The organism is Streptomyces sp. T39 (genome assembly GCF_008042045.1).
In the GTDB taxonomy this organism is placed as follows: Bacteria; Actinomycetota; Actinomycetes; order Streptomycetales; family Streptomycetaceae; genus Streptomyces.
On sequence record NZ_RDBP01000012.1, the window covers coordinates 1,467,313 to 1,494,285 of the forward strand.

At 72.1% G+C, this 26,973-nt stretch carries 24 protein-coding genes and 1 tRNA gene; 13 read left to right on the forward strand and 12 right to left on the reverse strand.

The annotated features are described in order from the left end of the window. Positions 1–83 precede the first annotated feature (83 nt). From EAO77_RS07590 to EAO77_RS07610, 5 genes are all read right to left on the reverse strand, one after another. Positions 84–1,541, reverse strand: a complete 1,458-nt coding sequence (locus EAO77_RS07590) for a peptidoglycan D,D-transpeptidase FtsI family protein (protein ID WP_147987278.1) — start codon at positions 1,539–1,541, stop codon at positions 84–86. Beyond that, positions 1,538–2,965, reverse strand: a complete 1,428-nt coding sequence (locus EAO77_RS07595) for an FtsW/RodA/SpoVE family cell cycle protein (protein WP_147987279.1) — start codon at positions 2,963–2,965, stop codon at positions 1,538–1,540. The genes EAO77_RS07590 and EAO77_RS07595 overlap by 4 nt, the downstream gene beginning before the upstream one ends. A 25-nt stretch (positions 2,966–2,990) precedes the next feature. After that, positions 2,991–4,478: a Stp1/IreP family PP2C-type Ser/Thr phosphatase gene (locus EAO77_RS07600; RefSeq protein WP_147987280.1), complete on the reverse strand. Its 1,488-nt coding sequence runs from the start codon at positions 4,476–4,478 to the stop codon at positions 2,991–2,993. Positions 4,479–4,619: 141 nt separating this feature from the next. Then, positions 4,620–5,132, reverse strand: a complete 513-nt coding sequence (locus EAO77_RS07605; protein WP_147987281.1) for an FHA domain-containing protein — start codon at positions 5,130–5,132, stop codon at positions 4,620–4,622. A 10-nt stretch (positions 5,133–5,142) separates the two neighbouring features. Next, a complete protein-coding gene (locus EAO77_RS07610) occupies positions 5,143–6,000 on the reverse strand; it encodes an FhaA domain-containing protein (RefSeq protein WP_147987282.1) in 858 nt (285 codons plus the stop codon). A gap of 376 nt (positions 6,001–6,376) precedes the next feature. Here EAO77_RS07610 and EAO77_RS07615 point away from each other — a divergent pair. The 4 genes from EAO77_RS07615 to EAO77_RS07630 all read left to right on the forward strand — a co-directional run bounded on the left by EAO77_RS07615 (position 6,377) and on the right by EAO77_RS07630 (position 9,609). Then, positions 6,377–6,460: transfer RNA gene (locus EAO77_RS07615), tRNA-Leu, on the forward strand. Positions 6,461–6,760: 300 nt separating this feature from the next. Beyond that, a complete protein-coding gene (locus EAO77_RS07620; protein WP_410088523.1) occupies positions 6,761–8,224 on the forward strand; it encodes a DUF2252 domain-containing protein in 1,464 nt (487 codons plus the stop codon). 33 nt (positions 8,225–8,257) lie between these two features. Then, positions 8,258–9,139 carry a hypothetical protein gene (locus EAO77_RS07625; protein WP_147987284.1) on the forward strand — a complete coding sequence of 294 codons (882 nt, stop codon included), beginning with the start codon at positions 8,258–8,260 and terminating at the stop codon, positions 9,137–9,139. A 125-nt stretch (positions 9,140–9,264) separates the two neighbouring features. Next, the gene (locus EAO77_RS07630) at positions 9,265–9,609 is read left to right on the forward strand and encodes a rhodanese-like domain-containing protein (protein WP_147987285.1); all 345 of its coding nucleotides are present in this window, start codon (positions 9,265–9,267) and stop codon (positions 9,607–9,609) included. 165 nt (positions 9,610–9,774) lie between these two features. Here the strand turns inward: EAO77_RS07630 and EAO77_RS07635 are convergent, their stop codons facing one another. Genes EAO77_RS07635 through paaA form a run of 5 tightly spaced genes read right to left on the reverse strand, consistent with a single transcriptional unit; the run spans position 9,775 to position 13,356 of the window. Continuing rightward, on the reverse strand, positions 9,775–10,830 hold the full coding sequence (locus tag EAO77_RS07635; RefSeq protein ID WP_147987286.1) for a 2Fe-2S iron-sulfur cluster-binding protein: 1,056 nt from the start codon (positions 10,828–10,830) through the stop codon (positions 9,775–9,777). Continuing rightward, complete coding sequence (gene paaD, locus EAO77_RS07640) at positions 10,831–11,334, reverse strand: 1,2-phenylacetyl-CoA epoxidase subunit PaaD (RefSeq protein ID WP_147987287.1); 504 nt, start codon at positions 11,332–11,334, stop codon at positions 10,831–10,833. Next, complete coding sequence (gene paaC / locus EAO77_RS07645; RefSeq protein ID WP_147987288.1) at positions 11,328–12,104, reverse strand: 1,2-phenylacetyl-CoA epoxidase subunit PaaC; 777 nt, start codon at positions 12,102–12,104, stop codon at positions 11,328–11,330. The genes paaD and paaC overlap by 7 nt, the downstream gene beginning before the upstream one ends. Beyond that, the gene (gene paaB / locus EAO77_RS07650) at positions 12,101–12,391 is read right to left on the reverse strand and encodes a 1,2-phenylacetyl-CoA epoxidase subunit PaaB (RefSeq protein WP_147987289.1); all 291 of its coding nucleotides are present in this window, start codon (positions 12,389–12,391) and stop codon (positions 12,101–12,103) included. The genes paaC and paaB overlap by 4 nt, the downstream gene beginning before the upstream one ends. Further along, entirely contained in the window at positions 12,388–13,356 is a 969-nt protein-coding gene (paaA, locus tag EAO77_RS07655) for a 1,2-phenylacetyl-CoA epoxidase subunit PaaA (protein WP_147987290.1), read from the reverse strand. Before paaA ends, paaB begins: the two co-directional genes overlap by 4 nt. A 174-nt stretch (positions 13,357–13,530) precedes the next feature. On the opposite strand from paaA, the gene EAO77_RS07660 reads away from it, so the two are divergent. From EAO77_RS07660 to EAO77_RS07670, 3 genes are read left to right on the forward strand one after another with little or no spacing between them, the layout of a single operon-like run. Then, a complete protein-coding gene (locus EAO77_RS07660) occupies positions 13,531–14,409 on the forward strand; it encodes a DUF5819 family protein (RefSeq protein ID WP_147987291.1) in 879 nt (292 codons plus the stop codon). Beyond that, complete coding sequence (locus EAO77_RS07665; protein WP_261993833.1) at positions 14,406–15,722, forward strand: HTTM domain-containing protein; 1,317 nt, start codon at positions 14,406–14,408, stop codon at positions 15,720–15,722. The genes EAO77_RS07660 and EAO77_RS07665 overlap by 4 nt, the downstream gene beginning before the upstream one ends. After that, positions 15,719–16,372: a TrmH family RNA methyltransferase gene (locus EAO77_RS07670; protein WP_147987292.1), complete on the forward strand. Its 654-nt coding sequence runs from the start codon at positions 15,719–15,721 to the stop codon at positions 16,370–16,372. Before EAO77_RS07665 ends, EAO77_RS07670 begins: the two co-directional genes overlap by 4 nt. 123 nt (positions 16,373–16,495) lie before the next feature. Here EAO77_RS07670 and paaN read toward each other — a convergent pair whose 3' ends face one another. Beyond that, on the reverse strand, positions 16,496–18,172 hold the full coding sequence (gene paaN / locus EAO77_RS07675) for a phenylacetic acid degradation protein PaaN (protein WP_147987293.1): 1,677 nt from the start codon (positions 18,170–18,172) through the stop codon (positions 16,496–16,498). A gap of 122 nt (positions 18,173–18,294) precedes the next feature. Between paaN and EAO77_RS07680 the strand changes: the two genes are divergently transcribed. Together EAO77_RS07680 and EAO77_RS07685 are read left to right on the forward strand one after the other, a co-directional pair. Further along, a complete protein-coding gene (locus EAO77_RS07680) occupies positions 18,295–19,815 on the forward strand; it encodes a 3-hydroxyacyl-CoA dehydrogenase (protein WP_147987294.1) in 1,521 nt (506 codons plus the stop codon). After that, positions 19,812–20,402: a TetR/AcrR family transcriptional regulator gene (locus EAO77_RS07685; RefSeq protein WP_147987295.1), complete on the forward strand. Its 591-nt coding sequence runs from the start codon at positions 19,812–19,814 to the stop codon at positions 20,400–20,402. The genes EAO77_RS07680 and EAO77_RS07685 overlap by 4 nt, the downstream gene beginning before the upstream one ends. Before the next feature lie 22 nt (positions 20,403–20,424). On the opposite strand, the gene EAO77_RS07690 is transcribed toward EAO77_RS07685, so the two are convergent. Further along, positions 20,425–20,973, reverse strand: a complete 549-nt coding sequence (locus EAO77_RS07690) for an Lrp/AsnC family transcriptional regulator (RefSeq protein WP_410088322.1) — start codon at positions 20,971–20,973, stop codon at positions 20,425–20,427. A gap of 225 nt (positions 20,974–21,198) precedes the next feature. Here EAO77_RS07690 and pdhA point away from each other — a divergent pair, with 225 nt between their 5' ends. The 4 genes from pdhA to EAO77_RS07710 all read left to right on the forward strand — a co-directional run bounded on the left by pdhA (position 21,199) and on the right by EAO77_RS07710 (position 26,092). Then, a complete protein-coding gene (gene pdhA, locus EAO77_RS07695) occupies positions 21,199–22,350 on the forward strand; it encodes a pyruvate dehydrogenase (acetyl-transferring) E1 component subunit alpha (RefSeq protein ID WP_147987296.1) in 1,152 nt (383 codons plus the stop codon). Beyond that, on the forward strand, positions 22,347–23,351 hold the full coding sequence (locus EAO77_RS07700; RefSeq protein ID WP_147987297.1) for an alpha-ketoacid dehydrogenase subunit beta: 1,005 nt from the start codon (positions 22,347–22,349) through the stop codon (positions 23,349–23,351). The genes pdhA and EAO77_RS07700 overlap by 4 nt, the downstream gene beginning before the upstream one ends. Continuing rightward, positions 23,351–24,769: a dihydrolipoamide acetyltransferase family protein gene (locus EAO77_RS07705; RefSeq protein WP_147987298.1), complete on the forward strand. Its 1,419-nt coding sequence runs from the start codon at positions 23,351–23,353 to the stop codon at positions 24,767–24,769. The genes EAO77_RS07700 and EAO77_RS07705 overlap by 1 nt, the downstream gene beginning before the upstream one ends. A 390-nt stretch (positions 24,770–25,159) precedes the next feature. Further along, positions 25,160–26,092 (forward strand): molybdenum cofactor guanylyltransferase, encoded by a 933-nt coding sequence (locus EAO77_RS07710; RefSeq protein WP_261993834.1) that lies wholly within the window; start codon positions 25,160–25,162, stop codon positions 26,090–26,092. The last annotated feature ends 881 nt before the right edge of the window (positions 26,093–26,973 follow it).

Genomic DNA, 26,973 nt, shown 5'->3' on the forward strand with positions numbered 1-26,973 from the left:
CGCCCGGGAGCGTCAGCTGATACCCGACCGGTATCGCAACCGGAACCGCAATGTGCAGGTATGCGGGCCGGAGGTGATCCTCGTCACTTGTCGTCGAGCACTGCCTTCATGACGGCCTTCGCGATCGGGGCCGCGAGGCCGCCACCGGAGATGTCGTCACGACGGGCTTCGCTGTCCTCGACGACCACGGCCACGGCCACCGGCGAGCCGTCCGCGCCCTTGGCGTACGAGATGAACCAGGCGTACGGGTTCTTGCTGTTGTTCTCGCCGTGCTGGGCGGTACCGGTCTTGCCGCCGACCTTCACGCCGTTGATCGCCGCGTTGCCGCCGGTGCCGCGCTCGACCACGTTCTCCATCATCTGCTGGAGCAGCTGCGCGTTCTCCGCGGAGATCGGCCGGCTCATCTCCTCCGGCTCGTTCTGCTGGATGACCTCCAGGCCGGGAGACTCCAGCTTGTCGATCATGTACGGCTTCATGAGCTTGCCGTCGTTGGCGATCGCCGCCGTCACCATGGCCATCTGGAGCGGGGTGGCCGCCGTGTTGAACTGGCCGATGGAGGACTGCGCGTTGCCGTCGCGGCTCATGTTCTTGTCGTAGACGGAGGTGGCGGCGCGGACGGGGGTGTCGATCTCCCCGTTGTTGAAGCCGAACTTCTCCGCCGTCTCGACCATCTTGTCCCGGGTCACGTCGTCACCGAGCTTGGCGAAGACGGAGTTGCAGGAGACCTCCATGGCACGGTTCAGGCTGGCGTTCTCGCAGCCCTTGGCGTGGTTGACCATGGGGGTCTTGGTGCCGGGGAGGATGTACGGCTCGGGAGTGTCCGTCGGCTCGTCGATGTCCTCGACCTTGCCGTTCTCCAGCGCGGCGGCCGCCGTGACGACCTTGAAGGTCGAGCCGGGCGGGTACGTCTCGCGCAGGGCGCGGTTGAGCATCGGCTTGTCGGTGTCCTTGGTCAGGGACACCCACGCCTTCTCGTCGTCCTTGAGCCGGCCGGCGAAGGAGGAGGGGTCGTACGACGGGGTCGAGGCCAGCGCGAGGATCCTGCCGGTCTTCGGGTCGATCGCCGCGACGGCGCCCTTCTTCTTGCCGAGACCCTCGAAGGCCGCCTTCTGGGCCTTGCCGTTGAGGGTGGTGACGACGTTGCCGCCCTTCTTCTTGTCGCCGGTGAACATCGCCATCGTGCGGTCGAAGAAGAGCTGGTCCGAGTTGCCGCTGAGGATGCCGTCCTCGAGCTTCTCGATCTGGTTGGCGCCGAAGACCTGGGAGGCGTACCCGGTGACCGGGGCCCACATGGGGCCGTCCGCATAGGTGCGCTTGTACTTGTAGTAGTTGTCGTCCGTCTCCACGGAGCCGGTCACGGCCTTGCCGTCGACGATGATGTTGCCGCGCTCGTGGGCGTAGCGCTCGATCTCCACCCGCTTGTTCAGCTTGTGGGTGTTCAGCTCGTCGGCCCGGACGTACTGGAGCCAGTTGTCCCGGATCATCAGGGCGAGGACCAGGATTCCGCAGAAGATCGCGATCCGGCGCAGGGGCTTGTTCACGGTCGGACCACCTGGGTCATCTCGGCGTCGGGGGACGGGGCGGGTGCGGGCGCGGGACGGCGCGCGGTGTCGCTGATCCGGATCAGGATGCCGATCAGGGCCCAGTTGGCGATGACGGACGAACCACCTGCCGCGAGGAACGGCATCGTCATACCGGTCAGCGGGATGAGACCCATCACGCCGCCCGCGACGACGAACACCTGGAGCGCGAAGGCGCCCGAGAGACCGATCGCGAAGAGCTTGCCGAACGGGTCGCGCGCCGCGAGCGCCGTGCGCACACCGCGCTCGATGATCAGGCCGTACAGCAGCAGGAAGGCCATCACGCCGGTCAGGCCGAGTTCCTCGCCCACGGTGGCGAAGATGAAGTCGGAGTTCGCGGCGAAGCTGATGAGGTCCGAGTTGCCCTGTCCGAGACCGGTGCCGATCACGCCACCGGAGCCGAAGGACATCAGCACCTGGGTCATCTGGTCGCACGCGTTGATCATGTTGGAGCCCTCGGGCGCCGTCTCCAGGCACCCGAAGGGGTCGATCCAGGCGGCGACGCGGGACTGGACGTGGCTGGCGAACGAGGCCACCACCACGGCACCGCCCGCGGACATCAGCAGACCGATGACGATCCAGCTGGTCCGCTCGGTGGCGACGTACAGCATGATCACGAACATGCCGAAGAAGAGGAGCGAGGTGCCGAGGTCGTTCTCGAAGACCAGGATGAGCAGGCTCATCGCCCAGATCGTCAGGATCGGGCCCAGGTCGCGGCCGCGCGGCAGGTAGAGGCCCATGAAGCGGCGGCTCGCCAGGGCGAGGGCGTCGCGCTTGACCATGAGGTAGCCGGAGAAGAAGACCGCGATCACGATCTTCGCGAACTCACCGGGCTGGATGGAGAATCCGCCGACGCGGATCCAGATCTTGGCGCCGAAGACGTCCGCGCCGAGGCCGGGGACCAGCGGCAGCAGCAGGAGCACCATCGCCGCGGCCATCGAGATGTACGTGAAGCGCTGCAGCACCCGGTGGTCCTTGAGGACCAGGAGCACGCCCACGAACAGCGCGATGCCGAGCGCGGAGTACATCAGCTGGTTGGTGGCCTGCGGGGCGAAGTCGCTGCGGGCCATCAGGCGCGGCGACTGGTCCAGCCGCCAGATCAGCACCAGACCCAGCCCGTTCAGCAGGGTGGCCAGCGGCAGCAGCAGCGGATCGGCGTACTTGGCGAACCTGCGCACCACGACGTGCGCCACCGCGGCGAGCAGGCCGAGGCCCAGCCCGTAGCCGAGGACGCCCGCGGGCAGCTCGCCGTCGAGGGCGAGGCCCACGTTGATGTACGCGAACACCGGGATCGCGACGGCGAAGCCGAGCAGGATCAGCTCGGTGTTCCGCCGGCTCGGCGCGTCGATCGCGCCGATCGTGGTCGTGTTGGTGACAACGCTCATGGTGGAGAAGGCCCCCTACGGCCCACTACTGCTTGCCGCAGTTGGAGGCCAGCCTCTGCTCCTCCTCCGAGAGGGTGGGACCCGGAGAGGGAGAGGCTGCGTTCGGCTTGGTCTTGTTGCCCTGGGTCGTCGGCGTGCCGCCGGTCTCGCCCTCGCCTTCGGCGGGAGGCGGGGTGCTGGCGCTGTCCGCCGCCTCGCGGCGCTGCTCGTCCTTCTTGCAGGCGGTCGCCTGCAGGGCGAGCTCCTCGATCTTGGCGCGGGCCCGGTCGAGGCTGTCCTGCGTGATCGTCGCCTCCACCTGCTTGCGCTGGTAGGGCGGTAGGTACTTGAGTTCGATCTCGGGGTGGTCCTTCTGGACGTTCGAGAGCGAGACCCACGCGAGGTCCTGGCTGATGCCCTGGTAGAGCGCGACGTGCTCGTCCTTGGAGCCCACGTAGTACTGGGTCTGCGTCCAGCGGTACCCGCTGTACAGACCGCCGCCGACCACGGCGAGCGCGAGCACGATGAAGAACGACCGCTTCAGCCACTTGCGGCCGCCGCGCTTGGCGAAGTCGTCGTCGGTGTAGGCCCCGAAGGAGCCCTCGGGAGGCATCCCGCCGTAGCCGTCGCCCGACCCGGGAGGGCCGAAGCTGCCGCCCGGAGCGGTCGGGGCGGACGGGCGCCCGAGACCGGCCGCGCGCCCGGCCGGGGTCTGCATCGCACCGCCGTCGTTGAGCTGGAGCTGGTTCTCGGCGACCGCGCCGACGACGACCGGGATGTCGCTGAGCTGACCGGCCAGGGTGTCACCGCCGTCGACGTCGAGGACGTCCGCGACGATGCAGGTGATGTTGTCGGGACCGCCGCCGCGCAGGGCGAGCTGGATCAGGTCCTGAACCGTCTCCTGCGGGCCCTGGTAGCTCGCGAGGGTGTCCTCCATCGTCTGGTGGGAGACCACGCCGGAGAGACCGTCGGAGCAGATCAGATAGCGGTCGCCCGCCCTGACCTCACGGATCGAGAGATCGGGCTCGACATGGTCGCCGCTGCCCAGCGCGCGCATCAGCAGGGAGCGCTGCGGATGAGTGGTCGCCTCCTCCTCGGTGATGCGGCCCTCGTCGACGAGCCGCTGCACCCAGGTGTGGTCCTGGGTGATCTGCGTGAGCACCCCGTCCCGGAGGAGGTACGCGCGGGAGTCGCCGACGTGCACGAGGCCGAGGCGCTGGCCGGTCCACAGCAGGGCGGTCAGCGTGGTGCCCATGCCCTCGAGCTGCGGGTCCTCCTCGACCATCATCCGGAGCTGGTCGTTGGCCCGCTGCACGGCGCTGCCGAGCGAGGTCAGGATGTCGGAGCCGGGCACGTCGTCGTCGAGGGTGACGAGCGTGGAGATGACCTCGGACGAGGCGACCTCGCCGGCCGCCTGGCCGCCCATGCCGTCGGCGATGGCCAGCAGCCGGGGGCCGGCGTAGCCGGAGTCCTCGTTGCCCTCACGGATCATGCCCTTGTGCGATCCGGCGGCGAAACGCAGAGAAAGACTCATGCGCACCTCACCCGTCGGCTCGCCGCTCGACTGTCGCGCCAGCCGGTCTCGAGCCACACTGCCCACCCTCCGGTCGGGAGCCCGTGCCGGTCGCCGGTGGCGACCACGGCGGCTCGCTCGCTCCGCTCGCTCATTGTCGTACTACTTCCGCAGCTCGATGACGGTCTTGCCGATGCGAATCGGCGCGCCCAGCGGAATCGGGGTCGGCGTGGTGAGCCGGGTCCGGTCGAGATACGTGCCGTTGGTGGACCCGAGATCCTCGACGATCCACTGGCCGTCTCGATCGGGGTAGATCCTGGCATGCCTGCTGGACGCGTAGTCGTCGTCCAGCACGATGGTCGAATCGTGCGCCCGTCCCAGGGTGATCGTCTGCCCTTGGAGGGCGACGGTGGTGCCCGTCAGGGTGCCCTCGGACACGACCAGCTTGGTCGGCGCCCCCCGGCGCTGGCGGCCGCCGGCCTGCTGCCGCTGCTGCGGCGGCGCGGCGGGCTGGCGCGCCTGCTGCGGCCGTGCGTCGGCGGTGCGGCGTGAACCGCGCTGCGTGACGCGCGTACCGAACAGGTCGCTGCGGATGACCTGGACGGCCACGATGACGAACAGCCACAGAACGGCCAGGAAACCCAGCCGCATGACCGTCAGGGTCAGCTCTGACATTGCCCCCGCTTCACCCTTCGGCTTGCCGGTAAACGATGGTGGTGCTGCCCACGACGATCCGCGAGCCGTCGCGGAGCGTAGCGCGGGTGGTGTGCTGCCCGTCTACCACGATGCCGTTGGTAGACCCGAGATCCTGGATCGTCGAGGGCGTTCCGGTCCGGATCTCACAGTGCCGGCGCGATACGCCGGGGTCGTCGATCCGCACATCGGCGTCGGTGCTGCGTCCCAGCACCAGCGTCGGGCGGGAGATCTGATGGCGTGTGCCGTTGATCTCGATCCAGCGTCGTACTGCCGCGTTCGCCGGCCCGCCCGGGCCGGCGGGGCCCGGTGCGCGCTGGCCGGCCGCGGGGCCGGGACGGCCGCCGGGCATGCCGGGCGGCGGAGCCGCCGGCATCGGCGGTGCTCCCGCGGGAGGACCCGCTGGAGGGTAGCCGTAGCCGCCGCGCGGTGCGCCGCCCTGGGCGGGCGCGGGCCCGCCGGACGACTGTGACGTACTCGACGCCAGGGTGCGGCTGCGCACCCGGTACAGACCGGTGTCGAGGTCGTCGGCCTTCTCCAGGTGGACCTTGATCGGGCCCATGAAGGTGTAGCGCTGCTGCTTGGCGTAGTCGCGGACCAGGCCCGACAGCTCGTCGCCGAGCTGGCCCGAGTAGGGGCTCAGGCGCTCGAAGTCGGGCGCGCTGAGCTCCACGATGAAGTCGTTGGGGACGACCGTCCGGTCGCGGTTCCAGATCGTCGCGTTGTTGTCGCACTCGCGCTGGAGGGCGCCCGCGATCTCGACAGGCTGGACCTCGGACTTGAACACCTTGGCGAAGGTGCCGTTGACCAGGCCTTCGAGACGCTGTTCGAAACGCTTCAGGACTCCCATGGGGCACCTCCTCCGTCGTTGTCGTCCTGGTACTGCTTACTGATCGTATCCACGCGTCGGGAAATCGGCTGGTTCCCCTTGTCTGCCCCGTCGATGAGTGTCACCCCTCACACGGATCGTAGAGGCGGCCTCAGAACAGTGTCCCGCACCCGGGAGGCATACAGGAGGAGTGGGGGAGAGTGCTCTTCGTTCCGTGCCGCCCGCCCCCTGCCGATGCTCCCCCTCGTCCCGTTCCGCGCCGCCCGTCCTCTTCCCTGTTCGCTCGGGCGGGGTCCGAAACAACGGATGTGAATCCACCCTCGGCAGCGTGCTAATCTTCTGCATGTCGCCAGGGGGTCGCACCGAACAGGTGGGGCACCCGGAGACAACACCCAATGCGCGGGTGGCGGAATAGGCAGACGCGCTGGATTCAGGTTCCAGTGCCCGAAAGGGCGTGGGGGTTCAACTCCCCCCTCGCGCACAGAGGAGACGGGTCTCCACCGGACGAAAGTCCCGGTGGGGGCCCGTTTCTCGTTGTGCTGTGTTCTCCGACTCCGACGACGGCCCGGCGGGGCTCGGGGTCCGACGGTGCGGCGGCGTCCGGCAGGAGTGCGATGTTTCACGTGGAACATCGCGGAGATCCCGGGCGGTTTCCGGTGGCCGCCGGAGGTTCACCGGGGGAGACGCCGGTCACGGCCCGGCGGTACGGTCGGGGTACGTGAAATTCAGGGCGTACGGACGCCCCGGGGGAGGCAGCGGCATGAACGACGCCGAGATACGGATGCCGGCGCAGCGACCGGTCACGGGGACCGCCACGGGCACCGGACGCATCCCCGAGGTGCCCGGCTTCGCCTCCCGTGCGAGTGCCGGGCGGCAGGACGCCGACGGGCCGCTCCGGTCCCCCAAGGAGATCGGCAAGGCGATCAGGGACCGGATCCCCCGGTCCGGCCACGATTCCCTCGTGCTCACGGAGGACCGCCCCGACGCCGTGCGGGCGGTGGAGGAGTCCAGCCGCGGCCGCGTCCCCGAGCTCACCCCGATCCGTGTGGGGCGGATGACCGCCTCGCCGTTCGCGTTCCTGCGGGGTTCCGCCGGCCTCATGGCGCACGATCTGGTGGGCACGCCGGTCACGGGGATCGCCGCTCAGCTCTGCGGCGACGCCCATGCGGCGAACTTCGGTCTCTACGGGGACGTCCGCGGCGGCCTGGTGATCGACCTGAACGACTTCGACGAGACGGTCGTCGGGCCGTGGGAGTGGGACCTCAAGCGTCTCGCGGTCTCGCTGGTGCTCGCCGGGCGGGTCGCGGGGGCGGACGAGGACATCTGCCGGGCGGCCGCTTTCGACACCGTCGGCGCCTACCGCCGCACCATGCGGTTGCTGGCGAAGCTTCCCGCCCTGGAGGCATGGAACGCGATCGCCGACGAGGAACTGGTGTCGCACACCGACGCCCGCGATCTGCTCGGCACCCTGGAGCGGGTCTCCGCCAAGGCCCGCAGGAACACCAGCGCCCGGTTCGCGGCCAAGTCCACGGAGAGCGTGACGGCGGAGGACGGCACCGCCGAATGCCGCTTCGTGGACGCTCCGCCCGTGCTCCGGCGGGTGCCGGACGCCGAGGCCGCGGCGGTCGCCTCCGCGCTCGGGCCCTATCTGACCACCGTGTCGGAGGACCGCCTCCCGCTGCTCGCCCGGTACGCCATCCATGACGTGGCCTTCCGTGTGGTGGGCACGGGCAGCGTGGGCACCCGGTCGTACGTCGTGCTGCTGCTCGACCACCGGGGAGACGCGCTGATCCTCCAGGTGAAGGAGGCCCGTCCTTCGGCTCTGGAGCCTCATCTGCGTGCCGCGGGCTTCCCCGTCCAGCCGGCGGGCCATGAGGGCCGGCGGGTGGTCATGGGACAGAAGCGGATGCAGGTGGTGAGCGACATCCTGCTCGGCTGGACGACGGTGGAGGGCCGGCCCTTCCAGGTCCGCCAGTTCAGGAACCGCAAGGGCAGCGTGGACGCGGCCGCCCTCACCCCTGACCAGCTCGACGACTACGGGCGGATGACGGGCGCTCTGCTGGCCCGGGCGCACGCGCACAGCGCCGACCCGAGGCTGCTCGCCGGGTACTGCGGCAAGAACGAGGAGCTCGACGAGGCCGTCGCCTCCTTCGCGGTCACCTACGCCGACCGCACGGAGGCCGACCACGCGGATCTGCTGGCCGCGGTGAAGAACGGCCGCATCGCCGCTGAACTGGGAGTGTGACAGGGGACCGGGGTGCGCCCGTAGGCTGGACGGGTGACCGAGGAAGCCGCCGGGGGGCCCAGCACCCGGAACGACGAAGAGCGCGACGCGCGGCAGGACGCCGAGCACGACGTACCGCGGGAGTCACCCGGGGACGCGTCGCAGCGGCCGGAGGCCCGTCTGGCGCGGGCGGTGCGCGTCGCCGAGCAGGCGCTGATCGAGTTCGAGATCGCGCTCGAGACGTTCCGGGTGGAGGTGGAGAACTTCTCCCGCCTGCACCATCAGAAGCTCGGGCCCATGTACACGCGCCTGGACGAGCTGGACGCCCGTATCGCCGAGGCGCGCGCGGCCCACAGCGGGGACCCGGAGGATCTGCGCAGGGCGCAGGAGGCGCGGGCGCTGGTGATGCCCATGCCGGGCGTCGACGAGCTCTTCCACGACTGGATGGACAGCGACGGCCTCTCGCCCGAGGCGGCGGCCATGCTCACCGATCAGCCCGTACGCGGGCCGAAGCGGGTGCGGCCGAGTGACGAGGCGCGCCGGCTCTACCGGGAGCTGGCCCGCAAGGCGCATCCGGACCTGGCGCAGGACGAGGGCGAGCGGGCACGCCGGGACGAGTTCATCGCCCGGGTGAATGCCGCCTACGGGCTCGGTGACGCGGCGAAGCTGCGGGAGCTGGCCGAGGAGTGGGAGGCCGGTCCGGTCCCGCCCCAGCCCGAGCTGAGCGAGAGCGACGAGCTCTATGCCCGTCTCGAGTGGCTGTCGCAGCGCAAGGAGCTGCTGACCGCCGTCGCCAGGGAGCTGGAGGACAGTGCCATCGGCGCCATGCTGCGGATGGCGCCCGATGATCCGGACGGACTGCTCGACGAGATCGCCGAACAGCTGCTGGCCCAGGTCGCCGAGCGGGAGAAGGAACTCGCCGGTCTGGTGCAGTAGGTTCGTCGGGCCGTCCGGGCGCCCCTGCGGAGCGGCCGGGCCGCCGCCGTCCGACGACAAGCACACGTTCGACAGGCACACGTTCAGCCACAGGACCAGGTACGTACGAGAGAAGGCATCACCCCATGAACTTCGCCCCGCTGCCCGCCGTGGACGCCGCCGCGGTACCGGCCGACGGTCTGGTCGTGGACGTCAGGGAAGCCGACGAGTGGGCGGCCGGCCATGTCGACGGCGCACTGCACGTCCCGATGAGCGACTTCGTCGCGCGCTTCGGCGAGGTGACGGAGGCCGTGGCCGACGGTCGGCGGGCCTATGTCATGTGCCGCGTCGGCGGCCGGTCGGCACAGGTCACCCAGTACCTGGTGCAGCAGGGCATCGACGCCGTGAACATCACCGGCGGAATGCTGGCCTGGGAGGGGGCGGGCCGCCCGATGGTGGCCGAGACCGGGGACCCCGCCTTCGTGCTCTGACACCGCGGAGTGCGGAGTAGCAGGAGTCCGCGGAGTCCTCTGACTCCGCGGGACCCTGTGGACTTTCCGGCCCCTCCGGAACGGCGGGGCCGGCCCGGAACGGCCTTGGCTGTCCCGGACGGCCGGCCCGGAACGGCCTTGGCCGTTCCGGGCGTCGGGCCGTCGTCAGCGGTCGAAGTCCAGCTCGACCTCCGCGGTCGCCGGGTGCGACTGGCACGCCAGCACGTAGCCCGCCTCCGTCTCCTCCGGTTCCAGCGCGTAGTTGCGGTCCATGCGGACCTCGCCGGAGACCAGGAACGCGCGGCAGGTGCCGCAGACGCCGCCCTTGCAGGCGTACGGCGCGTCCGCCCGGCTGCGCAGCACGGTCTCCAGCAGCGACTCCCCCTCCTGCACGGGCCAGGACCCGGAACGGCCGTCGAGGGTGGCCGTGAGCGACGCATGGGCGGGAGCGGCGGCGCGGGCGGCCGAAGGGGCCGAACCGTCGTCCACGTGGAAGATCTCCTGGTGGATGCGGCCGCGGTCGACCCCGAGACCGCGCAGGGCCTGTTCTGCGCCCTGCACGAGGCCGAACGGCCCGCAGAGGAACCAGCCGTCGACCTCGCCCACCGAGAGCAGCGCGGGCAGCAGCGCCGTCAGCCGCTCCCGGTCCAGCCTGCCGGACGGCAGACCGGCCTGCTGCTCCTCGCGGGAGAGGGCCGTGACCAGCTGGAACCGGTCGGGCCAGCGGTCCTTGAGGTCGGCGACCTCGTCCAGGAACATCGTCGAGGCCGCGGTGCGGTCGCTGCGGATCAGGCAGAACCTCGACCGGGGCTCCGTGGCGAGCACGGTCGCGGCCATGGACAGCACCGGTGTGATCCCGCTGCCGCCGACGACCGCGGCGAAGTACCCGGGGCGGGGCGGCATCAGGAAACGGCCCATGGGCGCCATGACCTCGACGACGTCACCGACCGCGAGTTCCTTGAGGGCGTACGTCGAGAACTCGCCGCCGTCGACGAGCCGGATGCCCACCCGCAGGACCGGAGGGGATCCTGCGGGAGCGGCAGGAGCGCAGATCGAGTACGTACGCCGGATCTCCGCGCCGCCCACGATCCGGCGCAGGGCCAGGTGCTGACCCGGGGTGTGGCGGAACGTCTCGTGCAGTTCGGGCGGCACGTCGAAGGTGACGGCGACCGAGTCGTCGGTGAGCTGCTCGACGGCGCCGACCCGGAGCGGATGGAACATCTACAGCTCCTTGAAGTGGTCGAAGGGTTCGCGGCAGGAGACACAGCGGCGCAGCGCCTTGCACGCCGTCGAGGAGAACCGGCTGAGCAGTTCGGTCTCCGTCGAGCCGCAGTGCGGGCAGCGCACCGAGAGGGAGAGGGGGACCGGCCCGTCCGAGGCGTGGGAGCGTGGCGGGGCTATGCCGAACTCGCTGAGCTTGCGGCGGCCCTCTGCCGTGATGTCGTCCGTCGACCAGGCCGGGCTGAGCACCTTGACCACGGAGACGTCCGCCACTCCGTGCTCGTGCAGCACGCGCTCGATGTCAGCGGTCATCGTCTCCACGGCGGGGCAGCCCGTGTACGTCGGGGTGAGTTCGACCCGGACCTGGTCGGGGCCGGTCAGGCGCACCTCCCGGATGACGCCCAGCTCCTCGAGGGTCAGCACCGGCAGCTCCGGATCGGGCACGGCGCCGGCGATGCTGCGCAGCCGGGCCTCCACGCTCGTGTCCTGCGTCCTCGTCACCATGACGCCCCCGGGTGGCTGCGGTGCAGATGCTGCATCTCCGCCAGCATCCGGCCGAACGACTCGGTGTGCAGGCCCTGCCGGCCCGCGCCCGCGGCCCAGGCGCCCGTGCGCGGCCCCGAGGGAACCGTCAGCGTGGCCTGCTTCAGCACGCCGCCGACGTGCTCCAGCCACCTCGCCTCCATGGACGCCAGGGTCTCTGGGGCGAGGCCCAGTCCTTCGAGGGGAGCGAACAGCTCCCCGGTGAAGCGCCAGAGCGCGTCGCAGGCCCGCTGCATCCGCTCATGGCTCTCGGCGGTGCCGTCGCCGAGGCGGGCCACCCAGTGCTCCGCGTGGTCGCGGTGGTAGGCGACCTCCTTGACGGCCTTGGCGGCCAGGCCCGCGAAGGGGCCGTCACCGGCGGCGAGCTCCTTGTAGAGCAGGCTCTGGTGGACGGAGAAGTAGAGCTGGCGGGCGATGGTGTGGGCGAAGTCGCCGTTCGGCTGCTCGACCAGCTGGAGATTGCGGAACTCGCGCTCCTCGCGCAGGTAGGCGAGTTCGTCCTCGTCTCCGGCGAGGGAGAGCAGGATCCGGGCCTGTCCCAGCAGGTCGAGGGCGATGTTGGCGAGGGCCACCTCCTCCTCGAGGACGGGGGCGTGCCCGGCCCACTCGCCCAGTCGGTGGGAGAGCACCAGGGCGTCGTCGCCCAGCGCGAGGGCGGCACGGGCCGTCGCCGCGTCCTGCGCGGAGGCGGGATCCGGGCTCGCCGTGGGGTGCGTGGTCGTGGTGGTCACAGGTGCTGCACCCCTTCCGGGATCTCGTAGAACGTGGGGTGCCGGTACGGCTTGTCCGCCGAGGGCTCGAAGAACGGGTCCTTCTCGTCGGGGGAGGACGCGGTGATCGAGGTGGACGGGACCACCCACAGGGAGACGCCCTCGTTGCGGCGGGTGTACAGGTCCCGGGCGTTCCGCAGGGCCATTTCGGCGTCAGGGGCGTGCAGGCTGCCGGCGTGCGTGTGGGACAGGCCGCGGCGCGAGCGCACGAAGACCTCCCACAGCGGCCATTCGGTCGAACTGCTCATGCCGTCGCCTCCACGGACTCGGTGTGCTGTGCGGTGCTGTGCTTCTCCGCGTACGCGGCGGCTGCTTCACGGACCCAGGCGCCCTCTTCGTGGGCCCGGCGGCGCTGGGTGATGCGCTGCTCGTTGCAGGGGCCGTTGCCCTTGAGCACCTCCTGGAACTCCGTCCAGTCGATGGCTCCGAAGTCGTGGTGGCCCCGCTCGTCGTTCCACCGGAGGTCGGGGTCGGGGAGCATGAGGCCCAGCGATGCGGCCTGGGGGACGCAGATGTCGACGAAGCGCTGGCGCAGCTCGTCGTTGGAATGGCGCTTGATCTTCCAGGCCATCGACTGGGCCGAGTGGGCGGAGGCGTCGTCCGGGGGGCCGAACATCATGAGGGAGGGCCACCACCAGCGGTCCACCGCGTCCTGCGCCATGGCGTGCTGCTCGGGTGTGCCCTTCGAGAGGGCGAGGAGCAGCTCGTACCCCTGGCGCTGGTGGAAGGACTCCTCCTTGCAGATCCGGACCATCGCGCGGGCGTAAGGGCCGTAGCTGCAGCGGCAGAGCGGGACCTGGTTGGTGATGGCGGCCCCGTCGACGAGCCAGCCGATGGCGCCGACGTCGGCCCAGGTCAGGGTCGGGTAGTTGAAGATCGACGAATACTTCTGACGCCCGGTGTGGAGCTTGTCCAGCAGCTCGTCGCGGCTGGTGCCCAGGGTCTCCGCGGCGCTGTACAGATACAGGCCGTGGCCTGCCTCGTCCTGGACCTTGGCCATGAGGATCGCCTTGCGGCGCAGGGAGGGCGCCCGCGTGATCCAGTTGGCCTCGGGCTGCATCCCGATGATCTCCGAGTGCGCGTGCTGGGCCATCTGGCGGACGAGCGTGGCCCGGTAGGCGTCGGGCATCCAGTCGCGCGGCTCGATGCGCTCGTCGGCGGCCAGCGCGGCGTCGAACGCCGCCTCGTACCCATCCGCAGTCACTGCCGTCATCGGGACTCCCCTACCGACCGATCGTTCGGTTCATTGGCTTCAATGGTGAGTCGAGGGCCCTTAGGGTGTCAACCCTGTGGATAACCGACGGGGGCGGCGCGCGCCACGCGTACGGCGTGACGGGGCGGCTGTGCGACCGCGCGGACGACGAGGACGACGAGGATCGGGGCGGGGATGAGGTCCTACGAGCACGAGGACGGCACAGGCGTCGGCAGCCTGGGCTCCGGCCCGCCTCCCCCGCGGACCCCGGAGTCCGGCGAGTCCGTTCCCGCCGGCCCGGCGCCGGCCGAGTCCGCCTCCGCCCGGCCGGCGACCGCCGGGCCCGCGCCTGTGAGCCCGGGATCCGCCGAACCCTCACGCACGGGGGCGGAGGCCGGCGAGTCCGATCCCACCGTCGGCATCGCCGCGCTCTCGCTGCCGTACCAGGTGGTCGCCGCGATCGGTCTCGCCCTCGTCGGGGTCTTCGCCTGCGTCCATCTCGCGATGGTCTTCCTGCACGTGGCGCCCGCCAACACGGTGACCAGGAGCCACGGCGACGCGGTCCGGTGGTGGGTCTTCCCGGAGTTCGAACAGAACTGGCGCCTCTTCGCCCCGAACCCGCTCCAGCAGAACGTCGCCGTTGAGGTGCGGGCCGAGTACCTGGGTGCCGACGGGCAGCGCAGGACCACCGGCTGGATCGACATGACGGCGCAGGACGCCGAGGCCATCCGCGGCAACCTCTTCCCCAGCCATGTGCACCAGAACCAGCTCCGCCGAGGCTGGGACTTCTACCTCGGATCCCACGACGCCGACAACCGTCCGAGCGGGGTCCGGGGCCGCCTGGCAGAGCAGTACCTGCGCCGGATCGCCATGCAGCGGCTGGACGGCGAGGGCCTCGACGGCCCGGTCCAGCGCGTCCAGCTCAGGTCGTCCAGCCGCTCGGTCAAGGCACCGGAGTGGAGTGCCGAGAAGACCGACACCCGGCCCGTGCACCGTGTGCTGGAGTGGTGGACGATCACCCCCGCCGACCTTCCCGAGGGCGTCGGCAACGGCCGTACGGAGGCGCTCCGATGAACCCGAGCCCCCTGCCCCCGGGACCGATACCGGCGCCGCCCCCCTCTCCCGTGCCCGAGCCGCCCGGACGGGCCGGTTCCGCAGGCCCGGGCCCCGTCCTGCCGCCCGCCGCTGACGCGTCCCGGCCGGCCGGCACCGCGGCCGGCGGCAGGGCCGCGCGGGCTCTCCAGCGCGTCACGGCGACGGCGCTGGGTCCGTACCAGAGCGCCGTGGTCCGTATCGGGTTCGCCGCGACCTGGCTGGTGTTCCTGCTCTTCGAGCTGCCCAACCGGCACCGCCTGTACGGTCCGGAGGGGCCGTTCAGCTGGGACATGGGCCGGCAGATGGTCGCGGGCAGCGACGCCTTCACCGGTCTGCTCTGGTCCCAGAGCACCCTGTGGTTCGAGGCGGTCTACGCCGTCTCCGTCCTGTCGAGCCTGCTGCTGCTGATCGGCTGGCGCACCCGTGCCATGTCGGCGCTCTTCCTGTTCGGGGTGCTGTCGCTGCAGAACCGGACGATCCTCGTCGGCGACGGCGGCGACAACGTCGTGCACCTGATGGCGATCTACCTGGTGTTCACCCGGTGCGCCCGGGTCTGGTCCCTCGACGCACGCCGAGCGGCCCGCCGGGCTCCCGGCGGCCCGGCAGGTGACGTGGCGGGGCCGCTGCTGTGGGCCCTGCTCGGCATCGGGCTGTTCGCCGGCACTCTGAGCAACGTGACGGACAGGTTCGTCGTCCCCCTGCTGTGGACCCTGTGGGTGATCCAGGGACTGTGGTGGCTGGTCAGCCGTTACGCGCACGGGAGCCAGCCGTACGTGCTGCTCGACTGCCTGGCGAACCTCGTGCACAACGCCGCCCTGGTGGTGATCATGGCCGAGGTCTGCCTGATCTACGCGACGGCCGGCTGGTACAAGATCCAGGGGTCGCGCTGGCAGGACGGCACGGCGCTGTACTACCCGCTCAAGCTGGAGTACTTCACGCCCTGGCCGGCGCTCTCGGACCTGCTCGCGGCGAGCGGCCTGATGGTGATGGTCCTGACCTACGCCACCGTGTTCGTCCAGGTCGCCTTCCCGTTCACGCTGTTCAACCGGAAGGTCAAGAACGTCCTGCTGGTGGCCATGATCGTGGAGCACGCGGGCATCGCCGTCATCCTCGGGCTGCCGTTCTTCTCGCTCGCGATGATCGCGGCGGACGCCGTCTTCCTGCCGACCGTCTTCCTGGTGTGGCTGGGCGCGGTGACCGTGCGGACGCGCGACCGGCTGCTCGGCCGGGCCCCCTGGGCGAAGCGCCTGGGGGCCGGCGACGGCGGCCCGCCGCGTACGCTCGTCGGGTGAGCACCACCGAGGAACCGCTGCAGTACGACGAGGGCTACGGCCCCGAGATCGGCGTCGGCCCGCACCCGCTGCCGTGGCCGCAGGGCGAGCGGTACGACCCCGAACTGCTGGCAGCCGGCGACCGCCGCAATGTCGTCGACGAGTACCGCTACTGGACGCGTGAGGCCATCGTCGCCGACCTCGACACCCGGCGGCACGGCTTCCACGTGGCGGTGGAGAACTGGGGCCACGACTTCAACATCGGGTCCGTGGTGCGCACGGCCAACGCCTTCCTGGCGAGGGAGATCCACATCGTGGGCCGCAGGCGCTGGAACCGTCGCGGTGCGATGGTCACCGACCGCTACCAGCATGTGCGGCACCATCCGGACACCGCCTCGCTGACCGCCTGGGCGGCGGCGGAGGACCTGCCCGTCATCGGGATCGACAACCTGCCGGGTGCCGTGCCGCTGGAGCGGACCGAGCTGCCCCGCCGCTGTGTGCTGCTGTTCGGACAGGAGGGGCCCGGGCTGACCGAGGAGGCGCGCGCGCACGCGACGATGGTCTGCTCGATCGCCCAGTTCGGTTCGACCAGGTCGATCAACGCGGGAGCGGCGGCGGCCATCGCGATGCACTCCTGGGTGCAGCGGCACGCCGACGTGCCGATGCCCTGAGCGGGCCGCGGAGCCCGGGTGGCCCGGGTGGGCCCGGGGCGACCGCACGCGGCGGCCCGGGCCGGCCCGTCCGCCGGGAGCAGGGCCCGGGTCGCCCCGCAGCCCCCTCCCGACGGTGACGACTCAGGCCTGTCGCCGGACCTCCACCACACGGAAGCGGTTGGACACGAAGGCCCCGTCGCACAGCGCCGCATTGGCCGCCGGGTTGCCCCCGGAGCCGTGGAAGTCGGAGAACGCCGCCGTCTGGTTGACGTAGACGCCCCCCGTGAGGTTCAGCGAGAGCTGGGCCGACTCGTCGAGGCAGACCTCCTCCAGCGCCCGCTCCGTCTCCTGCGAGGTGGTGTACGCGCCGACCGTCATCGCGCCCTTGTCGCGGATCGTGCGGCGCAGCAGCTCCAGGGCGTCGTCGGTCGAGTCGACGGCGACGACGAAGGAGACCGGCCCGAAGCACTCCGAGAGGTACGCAGGCTCGGACTCCTGGGACTCCCACAGCTTGCGTGCGCCGTCGAGCTTGACCATCACCGGCGTGCGGACCGTCGCGTCGGGGAACTCCGGGTGGGTCACCTCGCGGGACGCCAGCACCACCTCGCCGAGGCCGGAGGCCGCCTCCAGGCGGGCCTTGACATCGGGATTGACGAGGGCGCCGAGCAGGGCGTTGGCCCGGGCGTCGTCGCCGAGCAGTCCGCTCACGGCGGCCGCCAGGTCGGCGGCCACCTCGTCGTACGTCCTCGGTCCCTGGTCGGTGGAGATGCCGTCCCGGGAGACCAGGACGTTCTGCGGGGTGGTGCACATCTGGCCGCTGTAGAGGGAGAGCGAGAAGGCGAGGTTGGACAGCATGCCCTTGTAGTCGTCGGTGGAGTCGACGACGACCGTGTTGACGCCGGCCTTCTCGGTGTAGACCTGCGCCTGCCGGGCGTTGGCCTCCAGCCAGTCGCCGAAGGCGGTGGAGCCCGTGTAGTCGATGATCCTGATCTCGGGCCGGACGGCCAGCGTCCTGGCGATCCCCTCACCGGGGTGCTCGGCGGCCAGGGCCACGAGATTCGGGTCGAAGCCGGCCTCGGCCAGGACCTCGCGCGCGACCTTCACGGTGAGGGCCAGCGGGAGCACGGCGCGCGGGTGCGGCTTGACCAGGACGGGGTTGCCCGTGGCCAGCGAGGCGAAGAGGCCCGGGTAGCCGTTCCACGTGGGGAAGGTGTTGCAGCCGATCACCAGGGCGATGCCGCGGCCCGCCGTGGTGAACGTCTTGCGCAGCTCCAGAGGGTCGCGCTTGCCCTGGGGCTTGGACCAGTCGGCCGCGGCCGGGGTCCGGGTCTGCTCCGCGTACGCGTACGCCACGGCCTCCAGGCCGCGGTCCTGCGCGTGCGGGCCGCCCGCCTGGAACGCCATCAGGAACGCCTGCCCGCTGGTGTGCATCACGGCGTGGGCGAACTCGTGGGTGCGGGCGCTGATGCGGGCCAGGATCTCGATGCAGACCAGGGCCCTGGTCTCGGGGCCGGCCTCGCGCCAGGCCGCGGTCCCCGCGCGCATGGCGGGGAGCAGCACGTCCAGGTCGGCGTGCGGGTACTCGATGCCGAGTTCCGGTCCGTAGGGCGACACCTCGCCGCCCGTCCAGCCGTCCGTGCCCGGTTGATCCAGGTCGAAGCGGGTGTTCCGGAGGGCCTCGAAGGCCGCGAGGCCGTCCGCCGGCGCCGTGTCGCCGTATGCCTTGGGGTGCTCCGGGTGGGGGGACCAGTAGGCGCGCGTGCGGATCGCTTCGAGGGCCTGGTCGAGCGTGGGCCGGTGGGTCTCGGTCAGCTGCATGACGGACCAACTCCTCGTCGAGCTGGGCAGGGGAGTGATGACAGAGTTAGAGTAACCGAACGATCGGTCGGTACAAGGGGGCCTGTCGCGTCTGTGGACAACGCATCGGGGAGGATCGCTCCATGACCGCCATCGACAGCAGCCGCACCGTCGCCGTGGTCGGCACGGGCACCATGGGCCAGGGCATCGCCCAGGTCGCGCTCACCGCAGGCCACCCGGTGCGTCTCCTCGACGCCCTCCCGGGGCGGGCCGAGGAAGCGGCGCAGGCCGTCGGCGCCCGTCTCGACCGGCTGGTGGAGAAGGGCCGGATGGCCCCCGCCGACCGCGATGCCGCGCGCGCCCGGCTGCACCCGGCGTCCGATCCCGGCGAGCTGGCCGACGCCGCGCTCGTCGTCGAGGCCGTGCTGGAGCAGCTGTCGGTCAAGCAGGAGCTGTTCGCCGAGCTGGAGAAGATCGTCGGCGACGACTGCCTGCTCGCCACCAACACCTCCTCGCTCTCCGTCACGGCCGTCGCGGGAGCCCTGCGCAACCCCGGCCGCTTCGTGGGCCTCCACTTCTTCAACCCGGCGCCCCTGCTGCCCCTCGTCGAGGTCGTCAGCGGCCACGCGACGGACGAGGCGGCGGCCGTGCGTGCCGCGGCGACGGCGGCCGCATGGGGCAAGACCCCGGTCCGCTGCGCCGACCTGCCCGGCTTCATCGTCAATCGGATAGCCAGGCCCTTCTACGCCGAGGCCTTCGCCATCCACGAGGAGCACGGGATCGACCCCGCGACGATCGACGCGGTCCTGCGCGAGTGCGGCGGCTTCCGTATGGGCCCCTTCGAGCTCACCGATCTGATCGGCCAGGACGTGAACGAGGCGGTGACCCGTTCCGTGTGGGAATCGTTTTTCCACAGTCCGAAGTTCCAGCCGTCCCTCGCGCAGCGCCGCCTCGTCGAGTCCCGGCGGCTCGGCCGCAAGTCGGGCCACGGCTGGTTCTCCTACGCCGAGGGCGCCGGTCGCCCCGTGCCGGTGGACGCGGCGCCCCAGGAGGCCCCCGCGTACGTCGTCGCCGAGGGGGACCTCGGCCCCGCCGCCGAGCTGCTCGGGATGATCCGCGAGGCCGGCATCACCGTGCGGCAGGAGGACGAGGACGGCGGCACCCGGCTGGTGCTGCCCAGCGGCGGACAACTGGTGCTCGCCGACGGGCAGATGGCCTGCGAGTTCCGGGACGTCGTCTACTTCGACCTCGCGCTCGACTACCGGACCGCCGGACGCGTCGCGCTCTCCGCGGCCCCCGGCGCCGTGGGGGACGACACCCTCGCGCAGGCCACGGGCCTGTTCCAGGCCCTGGGCAAGAAGGTCACCGTCATCGGCGACGTGCCCGGCATGATCGTCGCGCGGACGGTCGCGATGCTGGGCGACCTCGCGCTCGACGCGCTCTCCCGGCGGGTCGCCTCCGCGCAGGACATCGACACGGCGATGCGGCTCGGGGTCAACTACCCCCTGGGTCCCGTCGAGTGGCAGGAGAAGCTGGGCCGCGACTGGGCCTGGGAACTGCTGGACAACCTCCACCGGACCGTGCCCACCGGGCGCTACGCACGCAGCCTCGGCCTGCACCAGTGGTCGTACGCGGCGGACACCGCGGACGGGGACGTGTCGTGACCACGGCCAGGCGGGACACCTACACCCCCGAGACGCTGCTGACCGTCGCCGTGCGGATCTTCAACGAGCGCGGCTACGACGGCACCTCCATGGAGCATCTGTCCCGCGCGGCGGGCATCTCCAAGTCCTCGATCTACCACCACGTCGCGGGCAAGGAGGAGTTGCTGCGGCGGGCCGTCAGCAGGGCCCTCGACTCCCTCTTCGCGATCCTCGACGAGAGCGGAGCAGGGCGGGGCCGGGCCGTCGAGCGCGTCGAGTACGTCACCCGCCGCACCGTCGAGGTGCTGATGGCGGAACTCCCCTATGTGACGCTGCTGCTGCGCGTCCGGGGCAACACCAAGACCGAGCGCTGGGCCATGGAGCGCCGGCGCGAGTTCGACCAGCGGGTCGCCGACCTGCTGAAGGCCGCCGCCGCCGACGGCGACCTGCGGGCCGACGTGGACACACGGCTGGCGACCAGGCTGCTCTTCGGCATGGTCAACTCGCTCGTCGAGTGGTACCGCCCGCAGCCGGGCGGCGGTTACGACGGCGAGCAGGTGGCCGAGGCGGTCGTCCGCATGGCCTTCGACGGACTGCGCACGCCGTAGCGGTCCGGGCGCCGGCCCGGCGCTAGGCCGACGGCCGGTCCGGGTCCCCGCCGAGGCCGGGAGCCGGGATCCCCGGCACGGGGCCGAGGTCCGTCTCCTCGAAGACCAGCAGCGTCCGTGTGGACAGCACCTCCGGAATGGACTGGAGGCGGGTGAGGACCAGTTCCCGCAGAGTCCGGTTGTCCGCCGTGTGCACCAGCAGCAGGACGTCGAAGTCACCGCTGACGAGCGCGATGTGAGCCGCGCCGGGCAGCGCCTGGAGCTGTTCCCGGACGGTGCGCCACGAGTTCTGGACGATCTTGAGCGTGATGTACGCGGAGGCCCCCTGGCCCGCGCGCTCGTGGTCGACCCGGGCGCTGAAGCCGCGGATCACACCGTCGTCGATGAGCCGGTTGATGCGCGCGTAGGCGTTGGCGCGCGAGACATGGACCCGTTCGGCGACGGAGCGTATCGAGGCACGGCCGTCCGTCTGGAGCATCCGCAGGATGTCGCGGTCGATGGCGTCCAGGGGGCGCGCGGGGGGCGTGGGATCCGTACGGTCCCCTCCGTCGGCCATTTGTTCAGTGGACATGTCCCCCCGCCTTCCCCTTGTGGACGACCTGTCTCCATCTGAAGCTGTGGAGAACCGTTTGTCCACAGGCTGCCCGTGCCTGTAGCCAAAATGCGCCCACGACCGAACAATCGGTAGGTGAGGCGCGCCACACCCGGCCGGGCCTCCCTTCAGCATTCGTCGTCGCCTTCGGCTTCGTTTCGTCGGCGCTCCCACGAGGAGGTGCTCCCGTTGAGGAAGAGCAGCATGACGGTCCAGGAGCTGCCCGGTGACACCGCGGCCTACCGGCCCACCCCGCCACCGGCCTGGCAGCCGCGCACGGACCCCGGACCCCTGCTCCCGGACCCGGAGCCGTACCGCGTCCTGGGCACCGAGGCGGCCGCCGCCGTCGACCCGGAGCTGCTGCTGCGGCTCTACGCGGAGCTCGTACGCGGCCGCCGCTACAACGCCCAGGCGACCGCGCTGACCAAGCAGGGCCGCCTTGCCGTCTACCCGTCGAGCACCGGCCAGGAGGCCTGCGAGGTCGCCGCGGCGATGGCCCTCGAGGAGCGGGACTGGCTCTTCCCCAGCTACCGCGACACCCTCGCCGCCGTCGCCCGCGGCCTCGACCCGGTGCAGGCCCTGACGCTGCTGCGCGGCGACTGGCACACCGGGTACGACCCGCACGAGCACCGCATCGCGCCCCTGTGCACCCCGCTCGCCACCCAGCTGCCGCACGCCGTCGGGCTGGCGCACGCCGCCCGCCTCAAGGGCGACGACGTGGTGGCGCTCGCCATGGTCGGCGACGGCGGCACCAGTGAGGGCGACTTCCACGAGGCCCTGAACTTCGCGGCCGTCTGGCAGGCGCCCGCCGTCTTCCTCGTCCAGAACAACGGCTTCGCGATCTCCGTGCCGCTCGCCAAGCAGACCGCGGCCCCCTCCCTCGCCCACAAGGCCGTGGGCTACGGGATGCCCGGCCGGCTCGTCGACGGCAACGACGCCGCTGCCGTCCACCAGGTGCTGACCGAGGCCGTGGAGCGGGCCCGGCGCGGCGGCGGCCCCACGCTGATCGAAGCCGTCACCTACCGCATGGACGCCCACACCAACGCCGACGACGCCACGCGCTACCGCGGTCCGAGCGAGGTCGAGACCTGGCGGGCACACGACCCGATCCTGCTGATCGAGCGCGAGCTGACCCGGCGCGGGCTGCTCGACGACCAGGTCAGGAAGGCCGCCGCCGACGCCGCCGAGACGATGGCGGCCGAGCTGCGCGACCAGATGAACGCCGAGCCCGTCCTGGACCCGATGGACCTGTTCACCCACGTCTACGCCGAGCGGACGGGCCAGCTGCGTGAGCAGGCGGCCCAGCTGACCGCCGAGCTGGACGCCGCGGCCGACGCCGAGGGAGAAGCACGATGACCACGGCCGCTGCGAAGCCGGTGACCATGGCCCAGGCCCTCCAGCGCGCGATGCGCGACGCGATGGCCGAGGACCCGACCGTCCACGTCATGGGAGAGGACGTCGGCACCCTCGGCGGCGTCTTCCGGGTCACCGACGGGCTGGCCAAGGAGTTCGGCGACGACCGCTGCACCGACACGCCGCTGGCCGAGGCGGGCATCCTCGGCACGGCCGTCGGCATGGCGATGTACGGGCTGCGGCCCGTGGTCGAGATGCAGTTCGACGCCTTCGCCTACCCGGCGTTCGAGCAGTTGATCAGCCACGTCGCCCGGATGCGCAACCGCACTCGCGGCGGCATGGCCCTCCCCCTGACCATCCGGGTGCCGTACGGCGGCGGGATCGGCGGCGTCGAGCACCACAGCGACTCGTCCGAGGCCTACTACATGGCGACGCCCGGCCTCCACGTCGTCACCCCGGCCACCGTCGAGGACGCCTACGGGATGCTCCGGGCCGCCATCGCCTCGGACGACCCGGTCGTCTTCCTGGAGCCCAAGCGGCTCTACTGGTCCAAGGCCCCGTGGTCGCCGGAGGCGCCCACCGCCGTCGAACCGATCGGCCGTGCCGTGGTCCGCCGTCCGGGCCGCAGCGCCACCCTCATCACCTACGGCCCGTCCGTCCCCGTCTGCATGGAGGCGGCCGAGGCCGCCCGGGCCGAGGGCTGGGACCTGGAGGTCGTCGATCTCCGGTCGCTCGTGCCGTTCGACGACGAGACGGTCTGCGCCTCGGTGCGGCGTACCGGCCGGGCCGTCGTCGTCCACGAGTCCAACGGTTTCGGCGGGCCCGGCGGCGAGATCGCGGCACGGGTCACCGAGCGCTGCTTCCACCACCTGGAGGCACCGGTGCTGCGGGTCGCGGGCTTCGACATCCCGTATCCGCCCCCCATGCTGGAGAAGCACCATCTGCCGGGCGTCGACAGAGTGCTGGACGCGGTCGCGCGGCTGCAGTGGGAGGCGGAGAGCTGATGGCCCAGGTGTTGGAGTTCAAGCTTCCGGACCTCGGTGAAGGGCTCACCGAGGCCGAGATCGTGCGCTGGCTCGTCGCGGTGGGCGACGTCGTCGCCATCGACCAGCCCGTCGTCGAGGTGGAGACGGCCAAGGCCATGGTCGAGGTGCCCTGCCCCTACGGCGGTGTGGTCACCGCCCGCTTCGGCGAGGAGGGCACGGAACTGCCGGTCGGCGCACCGCTGCTGACCGTCGCCGTGGGCGCCGTGGACCCGGCCGGGATCACGGACGGCGGCGCCTCGGCGGGCGCGCCCTCCCCCACGGCGCGAGCGGCGGACGCCGCGCGGCCGTCCCCGGAGACCTCCGAGTCCTCGGGGAACGTGCTCGTCGGCTACGGCACGGGGGCACCTGCCGCCCGTCGCCGTCGCCTGCGGCCCACGCCGGTCGCGGGCGCCCGTCCCACGGCTGCGCCGGTCGCCGCCCCGGCGGCCGTCACCACCGCGCCGCCGGCGAAGGCCCCCGTCCGGAGCGGGCCCGGGGTCGCGGAGGCGGCCCCGCAGGACGGTCCGGTGGCCGTGATCTCCCCGCTGGTGCGCAAGCTCGCCCGCGAGAACGACCTGGACCTGCGCCGGCTCACCGGGTCGGGTCCCGACGGCCTGATCCTGCGGGCCGACGTCGAACGTGCCCTCAGGGCTCCGGCCGTGCCGGAAGCGGCGCCCGCACGCCCCGCCGCACAGAGCGCGCCCGCCCGGGGCGAGCGGGTGCCGCTGCGCGGCGTGCGCGGGGCGGTGGCCGACAAGCTCTCGCGCAGCAGGCGCGAGATCCCCGACGCCACCTGCTGGGTCGACGCCGACGCCACGGAGCTGATGGCGGCCCGCGCCGCGATGAACGCCGCAGGCGGACCGAAGATCTCGCTCCTCGCCCTGCTCGCCCGCATCTGCACGTCGGCGCTCCGGCTCCACCCCGAGCTCAACTCCGTGGTCGACATGGAGGCCCGTGAGATCGTACGGCTGCCCGAGGTGCATCTCGGCTTCGCCGCGCAGACCGAACGGGGCCTGGTGGTCCCGGTGGTGAAGGACGCGCACACCCGGTCCGCCGAGTCGCTCACGGAGGAGTTCTCCCGGCTGACGGATGCGGCCAGGCAGGGGGCGCTGACACCGGCCGACCTGACCGGCGGCACGTTCACCCTGAACAACTACGGCGTGTTCGGCGTCGACGGTTCCACGCCCATCATCAACCACCCGGAAGCGGCGATGCTGGGTGTCGGCCGCATCGTGCCGAAGCCGTGGGTGCACCAGGGCGAGCTGGCGGTCCGCCAGGTCGTCCAGCTGTCGCTCACCTTCGACCACCGCGTCTGCGACGGCGGCACGGCCGGAGGCTTCCTGCGGTACGTGGCGGACTGCGTCGAGCACCCGTCGGTTCTGCTGCGCACGCTGTAGCCGCGGGCACGGTCGGAGGCCGGCCGCTCCCCGGCCGGGAGTCCCGGAGGGGCGGCGGCCGGCGCGGGGAGCGCTGCGCGGCCACAGGGCCGTGTCCCGCGCGGCCACGCCGCCGTGCCCTGGCGCCGCGTGCGGGACGGCGGGCGTGCGCCGAGCGCGGGCGGGCAGACGGCTGAGGTGGCGTGGTGGCGGACGAGCCGGCAGGCCCCGGGCGGGTCCGGTGACGTCGTGGCGGGCGGCGGGCCGCCGGGGCAACCGTCGCGCGCCGGCGGGGACTCGGCGGCTGATTCCCGCCGCACCGCGCATCACGGTACGCCCGGAGCCGCGGTGAACGATCACAGAGCGGGACGGGGCTCCCGGCGCGCACCGCGAGCGGCCCATACTGCTGGTGTGACGACAGCACAGGCGACCGTGGACACCGCGTACGACGCCGTCGTGCTCGCCGGTGGCGCCGCCAAGCGCCTCGGCGGTGCCGACAAGCCCTCCGTGCGCGTGGGCGGGCGCGCTCTTCTCGACCGCGTGCTCGCGGCCTGCACCGGCGCCGGCCGTACCGTCGTCGTCGGCGGTCGCCGGACCACCGCCCGGCCCGTCGTGTGGACCCGGGAGGACCCCCCGGGAGGCGGACCGGCGGCGGCGCTCGACGCCGGTGTGCGCCGCTGCGAGGCGCCGACGGTCGTCGTCCTCTCCGCGGACCTGCCGTTCCTGGCGCACGCCACGGTCGACCGGTTGCTCGCCACGCTCGCGGACAGCGGACGCGAAGGAGCCGTCCTGACGGACGGCGAGGGGCGGGACCAACCGCTGGTCGCCGCGTACCGGTCCGAGCCGCTGCGACGTGAACTCGCTCTCCTCGCCACCGAACACGGCAGCCTCAGCGGGCTGCCGCTGCGACTGCTGACCCAGGAACTGGACCTTGCCCGGGTCGGGACCGACTCCCTCGCCTCGTTCGACTGCGACACCTGGGAGGACGTATCCGCGGCCCGGGCGCGCATCAGGGAGCATGGGCACGTGCTGGATGAATGGATCACCGCAGTCAAGGCCGAACTCGGCGTCGAACTGGACGTCGACACCCACACCCTCCTCGACCTCGCGCGCGACGCGGCCCACGGCGTCGCCCGCCCCGCGGCGCCGCTGACCACCTTCCTGGTCGGGTACGCCGCGGCGCAGGCCGGAGGGGGTCCCGAGGCCGTGGCGGACGCCGCCCGCAAGGCAGTTGCCCTCGCGGCCCGCTGGGCCGAGGAGTCGGACGGCGCGGACGCGCCCTCCGCTCCGCAGGCGGGCCGCGTCCGGGGCGACGCCACGGACGGTGGGGACGCGGCGGGATGACAGCCCACCAGCGCGCTTCCGGCAGAGCGCACGACGTGTCGGCGCCGCGCGGCCCCTCGCCGCGGGCTGGCGCCGCTGCTGCTCCGGTGACGCCGCGGGCTTCCGGCGGCCGCGCGCAGGCGCAGCCGCCCACGACCCGGGCCACGCCGGCCTCACCGGTGGCCCCAGCGTCCCCCGACCCCCTGTCCCCGCAGTCCTCCGGTGGCCCGTCGTCCGACGTGACGCCGTCCGTGGACCCGGCCCCTGCGGGCCCGGCCTCGGCCGCGAGCGGGCCTGTCGCCGACCCACGGGTCGACGCTCCGGTCCCCGCCACCGGCATGCCGCCCACCGTCCCCGCCTCCGCGGTGCGGGCTGCCTCCGGCGGGGCTCTGTCCTCGGTGGCCGAGGAGGTCGTTGTCGAGGTGTCTCCCCTGGGCACGTCCTCGGCGGGCGAGGCCCTCACGAGTTCCGCCTCCGCGGTGCGGGCTGCCTCCGGCGGGGCTCTGTCCTCGGTGGTCGAGGAGGTCGTTGTCGAGGTGTCTCCCCATGCCCCGTCCTCCGAGGACCAGGCCCTGGGGGTCCCGTCCTCGGTGGGCGAGGCCCTCACCAGCCCCGTCGTAGCGGTGCGGGTCGCCTCCACCGGAGCCCCGTACTCGGGGTCCGAAGGGGGCGTCGCCGACGCGTCTCCCACGCTCCCGTCCTTGGCGGACCAGGCCCCCACCAGCCCTGCCCCTGCGGTGCCCCCTGTCGCAACCGGGGCCCTGCAGGTCCCGGACCTCGCCGTTCAGGTGTCCGCCCACGGGGCCGCCGACCCCGCTCGCGGGGACACAGGCCACGGTCACCCGCACCCCGCGGGTGACCGTGGCCTGTGTCCCCGCGAGCGGGGTCGGCGGCCCCGTGGG